Origin of the sequence: Methylomonas methanica, from assembly GCF_001644035.1 — a bacterium.
Classification (GTDB): Bacteria; Pseudomonadota; Gammaproteobacteria; order Methylococcales; family Methylomonadaceae; genus Methylomonas; species Methylomonas methanica_A.
The window spans coordinates 61,432-67,560 of record NZ_LUUG01000051.1 but is presented as its reverse complement, the minus strand read 5'-3'; the positions used below and the strand labels follow the sequence as shown (position 1 = coordinate 67,560).

4 protein-coding genes are annotated in these 6,129 nt (G+C 52.6%); all 4 read right to left on the bottom strand.

Annotation, left to right across the window (positions count from 1 at the left end):
* Nucleotides 1-98: 98 nt before the first annotated feature.
* On the bottom strand, nt 99-1,904 hold the full coding sequence (locus A1332_RS05895) for a helix-turn-helix transcriptional regulator (protein WP_064007627.1): 1,806 nt from the start codon (nt 1,902-1,904) through the stop codon (nt 99-101).
* 335 nt (nt 1,905-2,239) lie between these two features.
* Nucleotides 2,240-2,749 (bottom strand): hypothetical protein, encoded by a 510-nt coding sequence (locus A1332_RS05890; RefSeq protein ID WP_064007626.1) that lies wholly within the window; start codon nt 2,747-2,749, stop codon nt 2,240-2,242.
* Between the two features lie 214 nt (nt 2,750-2,963).
* The gene (locus tag A1332_RS05885; protein ID WP_064007625.1) at nt 2,964-4,832 is read right to left on the bottom strand and encodes a diguanylate cyclase; all 1,869 of its coding nucleotides are present in this window, start codon (nt 4,830-4,832) and stop codon (nt 2,964-2,966) included.
* Between the two features lie 87 nt (nt 4,833-4,919).
* Entirely contained in the window at nt 4,920-5,732 is an 813-nt protein-coding gene (locus A1332_RS05880) for a Crp/Fnr family transcriptional regulator (protein ID WP_064007624.1), read from the bottom strand.
* Nucleotides 5,733-6,129 lie beyond the last annotated feature (397 nt).

The window sequence follows — 6,129 nt, the reverse complement described above, 5'->3', positions numbered from 1 at the left end:
AAAAGCATACGGTAATGAACCAAAAAAATAACCACCTTTATATGGTAATTATTTAGCGCATATATGCCAATTACATAAATTCGAAGGGCTTGGATGCGCTACTTGGTAGTAATCAGGCCGTGATCGATGGCAAAGCGCGTGACTTCGGCTGTGCTGTGCAGGCCCAGATTTGCCATCAGGTTTCTGCGATGCGAGATGACCGTTGGCGTGGCTAGGTGTAGCTGTTTGCCGATTTCAGCTGAGGTCATTCCCGTAGCAATCATCCCGAGAATCTGCCGCTGCCGCTTGGTCAGACTTTCGGCTGCTTTAACATTTTCTGCGTTAGCGGTTAAGGGCGACGAACTATCGCGTATGAGCAATTCAATCCGCTTCAGCAAGTCCACGCCTTCTTCATTCAGGCGCTTGCGTTGGCTAATATCCAGTATCGTGCCGACCATGCGTAGCGGGCTATTTTGCCTGTCCCGAAGGGTAACCCTGCCTCTTGCTTCGACCGATACCCAATGACCATCCTTGTGCCTCAACCGATGCTCGCTTTCGAAGCTGGCGGTTTCCCCCTGCAAATGCGCTGAAATTTTCTGTTTGAAGCTTTCAAGGTCCTTGGGATTGACCAAATCCATCCAGTCGTCTTCGTTGTGGCCCAGTTCCTCCGCGTTGTAGCCGAGTAATTCCAACCAGCGATTGCCGGCTGTGACTTTACGTTCAGGAATGTGCCAATCCCATAAAACCAATCCCGATGCCGCCAGCGCCATTTCGAGTTGCTCTTCGCTTTCTGCCAACGCCATTTCGGCCTGCTTTTGCTCGGTAACATCCTGCCCCATACCCATCCATTCGAGAATGCGGCCCTGTCTATCGCGAATCGGCACCGCACGCACGCTCATCCAGCGCCAGACACCATCGTGGCGGCGAATACGGTGTGTGTTCAAGAACGGTTCGCCACGCTCGACTGCGGATTGCCAAAGCGCTGCGGCAGCTTCGACATCGTCGGGATGCACGACCTTGGCCCACCCCGCGCCGAGCATTTCTTCCGCTGTCTGGCCGGTGAATGCCATCCACGCCGGTTGGGGGGCAACCTGAAGACCATTGGAAGGGCAAAACCATGTCACGACACTGGTTGTTTCCACCAGCGTTCGGTAGCGTTCCTCGCTGGCCTGCAAACTAGTCAAGGCTTCGCGCTGGACCGTAATGTCACGACCAACCGACTGAATTTCCCTGAGCGTGCCGCCAATATCGTAGAATCCTCGATTGACAAATTGCATCCAGCGCAGTTCGCCCCCAGCGACATACACCCTGTTCTCGATGGTGACGACGGGGTGGTCCAGCGACATCTCGCTTAGTCTGGCCTCGATCATGGGAATATCATCGGGATGGGATGCCGGATGCCAGCGATGGCCAATCAACTCGTCGGCGACTTTGCCGAACACCCGACAATAAACGTCATTGACGAACACAAAGGTTCCGTCAGGCAGGAACCGACTGATAACCTCGGTCTGATCTTCCACGACTGACCGATAGCGGGACTCGCTCACTTCTAGTTTTTGAAGAGCTTGATAGCTCGCGGTTCTATCGACGATTGCCCCCACGGCCACATCAGAGCAATCCCCGAAACTTGAAATATTGAATTCATACCAACCCGTCGAGCCATCCTTGCGTTTCTGCGGGATGATGCCGGTATAGGTGCTGCCCTCCGCAATAGCAGCATAAGCCTCACGCCCGAATGTCTCATAGCTGCCCTGGTCAAGAAACAGGTTTCGGGTAGCCAGGTTAATTAGTTCATCCGGCTCGTAAGCAAAAATACGATGCATGGCCGCGTTGGCCCAAACGATGTGCCTGTCCTTGATTATCGCGATGGCGATGAAGTCACTATTCAGGATTGCGGCTGATTGACCAATTGATTTTTCGAGCATGGAGCAGACCCGGCTTGTAGATAGCTCGGTATTTTGCCAGAAGGAACGCTTTAAGCGCCGAGTATTTGCCCCACTTATCTGTTCAAAGCATGAGCCGGGCGTCTGGCTGGAGAAATGAGGGAACCCACAACTTGAGTTCCCGTGCCTATTTGTTAACCCGGCCGGCAAACAACCAAATTAATAGTGCCCAGCATCTAAGGCCTTTAAGCGGTTACGTTATTGACCCGACCCTTAAATATCGTCGCTCCCGCGAAGGCGGGAGCCCAGCGGTTATACTGGATTCCCGCCTTCGCGAGAATGACAGCTCCAGGGAATTAAGGGCCGAGTCAACAATATCATTCAGCAGCCGGTGAATGATGGCTATTGTGGCCGGGTATGTCCGGATTACCGTGGTCCTGTGCTTGGGCATCGAACCACTCGTGCAGGGCCTGAACGAATTGGGGATATTCGGTGGAAAAATGAATCTGTCCGCCGTTATCCAAAGCTTGATATTGCACTTTAATATCATCGGCTTTTGCCGTTTTTAACTGCGCCAGCCCCGGCATTGCCGCACCGTGCAGACGTTCGGTGACGGAATAATCGCCTGCTTTATATTGCTCGGCCCTTTTTTGCAAATGCGCCTGGATTAATTTGATTTGCGAGGTGTTGTCCGCCGATTTGATCACCACATGCTGGACGCCGCCGTGAACTGTTTTGGTAAAGGTTTGTACCGTCCCCTTCACCGCGTAAGGCACTATTGCCTGCAATTGTTCTTGATTGATGGGTTTAGCGGGCGCATGTTCAATGGCTTGCACGACTATAAGGCATTGCAAAATGCCCAGTATTATTAATAGATAGTGTTTCATGGCGATACTCCGAGTAAGTTAACATTCATCCTGAATACTAAGTTTTTATCCGGTCGTTCAATACCGTTTGCTCCGGGCTTGCCGGAGGACATACCCCACTTGGCTCCGATAAACTTAGCCGGAGCGAGATACCGGTAATAAATAGGGCCGGATTAGCAACTTAGTAATTCGCTGGCTCCCTTCTTCATACAAAAAATGCGTTTTGGCAAACTCCTTAAGCTTTCCATTGGCCGAATTGATTGAGGCGCTCGACATTGTCGGGTAAAAACACATGTACCTGATTACGGCCTTTTTCTTTGGCTCGGTAGCACGCGCTGTCGGCGTTATTTAAAAACTCATCAACATCTCGAACAGTACACGTCACCGAGGCTACTCCAATACTGGCGCTAACGGTAAATTCGGTATCCCCCCAGTTAAATTTGAAATTGCGTAGACTGTCGCAGAGCTCATGGGCAATATTTCGCGCCTGATCAAGCGTGGTGTGTTCCAGCAACAACGCGAACTCGTCGCCGCCCAGCCGAGCCAGAGTGTCGCGTTGCCGCAGTTTGGAGGACAAAACGGCACTTATTCTGCGCAATAATTCGTCCCCGGCCGCGTGTCCGCAGGTATCGTTAACCTGCTTGAAATGATCCAGGTCGAGATAACAGAGTGCGTGTTGAAAATAGCCGGGGCGGGCACTTGCCAATACTCTGGTCACGCGTTGTTCGAAGGCTGTCCGATTAACCAGCCCGGTCAAGGGGTCGTGACTGGCCTGATAGGCCAAATTCTGGATTTTGGCGTGAGATGCCGACATGTCCCAAAACACCAGTACCACGCTGTCGACGAATCCATCCAGGGCGACCGGATAAAACGAATATTCGACCGGAAAATAACGGCCATCCTTGCGCTTAAAACTGGTGGCACTGCGCTGAGCTACTATATCCCGGGCAAGATCGGGCGACCCGAGCGCTTCCAGGGCTAAGGTTAAATCGTCCGCTACCATGGCTACGATGTCGTGTCCCAGCGCGTCGTTCTCGGCGTAACCCAACATCTGCAACGCGGCCCGGTTAACAAAGCTGCAACGACCATTCGCATCCAAACCGACAATACCTTCGCCGGCCGAGTCCAGCAGTAAGCGAAAGCGCCTCTCGCTGTTGCGCGCCTCGGTATTGGCGTGTTTAAGCTTCACCAAGGTTGCGTCAAGGCTGGCATTGGCGGACTTGAGGATCGCGCATTGTTTTTCCAGTTGCTCAGTACGCTTAAATACCAGTTCCTCCAAGCGTTGCCGGTAATAGCTCAGTTCCTGCTCGGTTTCCTTGTCTTTGGTAATATCAACCAGGACCCCCTGCAGAAACAAACTTTCGCCAGCTTCATTCCGTACCACATTGGCTTCGTCCAGAAACCAGCGATGGTGTCCGTCATGTTTGCGCAATCGGTATTCGCATCGTAAAGGCGCGTGATGTTCATAGGTATAGGCGTAGGCTTCCACGGTCACGACCAGATCGTCCGGATGCACCCGCTTAAGCAAACCTTGCGGTTCATCAAGCCAATCTTGCTCGGGATAGCCCAATTGAGAAATTTGCGGGCTGACATATAACAGCTTTACCGGCGTTTCCAGCGATGCGATATAGGTGATTACCGGCATTTGTTCTACCAAGGTCCGGTACTTAGCCTCCGCCTCACGCAACTGCTCCAGGGCTTCGGTCTTCTCCACAAGCATTTGCTGTTCACGCTGTTCTCGGCAAACTTCAGTGGGGGATTCGGCGTCCGCGACGCTAGTGCAGTCGTGAGATTTGCCCGCTAAAGATGCCGCATCATCCAATTCTGCCTGCATCAAGGTGGATGCGTTAGGCTGTTTGAGCGCTTCCGCCTGATTGGCGAGATACGCGGCGTCTTGTATATCCCGCACTTGCCGGTCCCAGCGCACTCGTTCAGGCTGATGGTCTTCAGCGAGTTTGAGACCATGATGACTAGGTTCTCCCTCGCGAAACACCGAATCGTGATCCTGAAACCCCGCTAAGGAATGTTTGTTAGCCATCCGGTTGGCAGGATCGTGGTCCATAACGAGTAAGCAGCTATTGGCTTTGGCGGATGCAGTGTTCATAAAATCGCCCCCTACGGTGACTGGGTTTCAATAGCCGGAGTGACCAGACAAAACCACTGGGCGATTTCTCACCGCCGGTAGGCTTTATCAGCCAAACGCGTAGCGCTTCCTGAGATCTTTGGCACGTCCATAAGTCGTTATTGCAACAAGCGGTCTGGACAGCGGCGACGGATTGGCGTTAATAGCCCGTAGCCGAGCAAACTCGTTTTTGATGACCTGATAACACTCGCAACTTTGCGCTTCCAGGCCCGTGCGCTCCAGTACGCTGATGTGACCACGGCAATACCGAATTACCCCGGCTTGCTGTAATTTCCCGGCAGCCTCGGTGATGCCTTCGCGGCGCACGCCCAATAGGCTGGCGATGGATTGTTGCGTTATTGCTATCTCGCTACCGCTCTGCCGGTCCAGGATCATCAGCAGCCAGCGGGAGAATTGCTGTTCGATTGAATGATGCCGGTTGCAGGCCGCTATCTGCGTCATATGTGTAATCAATGCCTGGGTATAGCGGAGTAACATGCCGTGTAGCGCCCCGCTACGCTGTCCGCCTATTCGCTCAATTTCCTCCTCAAATAGGCTCCTGCGCAACCGATAGGCGTAGCCCGGCATCACGACTAGAGCTTGATGCGGCATGGATTCCCCGCCCATGAACAGCGATATGCCCAGCATGCCTTCGTTGCCGATCAAAGCCAGTTCGCTGGAGGCGCCATTCTCCGTGAAGTAAAGCTTGGCTATCACGCCGGTTACGGGGAAGTAGACATAACGTAATGCTTCATCCGGTTCGCACAGGACATCGCCGCAGCACATTTCAACCCGTTCCAGCAAGCTTGAAACATACGCATAATTGGGTTCGGGCAGCATGGCGAGAAGCTGGTTTTGTCTTGGATTGTCCATTTCACTCATCAGTCATTTCCGGTTCGTTTGGCTGCGGCTGCATCACGTCTTCACTTTGCTAAAACGGTAAATCCATACCAGCATGGTGTGTTTTAACACAGCGGCTATCTGGTAAAAATACGTACTGCTACTTAGGCTGAAGTCTGATTATTAACCCTGCCCGCAAATTACCTATAACCGCCATTTCCGCGAAACCCGGCGCCATGAGGACTGCCGGGCGGCACCAAGACTTCTATCGGCGCACTAGCAACTCTTCAACGCTGACAGGTTTTCATGTTGCGGCGAATTCATGCGCCTGTTTGCTGGTATTGAAGCCTATGGCCGAATGAATTCGCCCCTACAACGGGTTCGCTGAATAATTACAAATGGGTAAAAGATACCGACATTAAAGATAAGTTTGACAGGG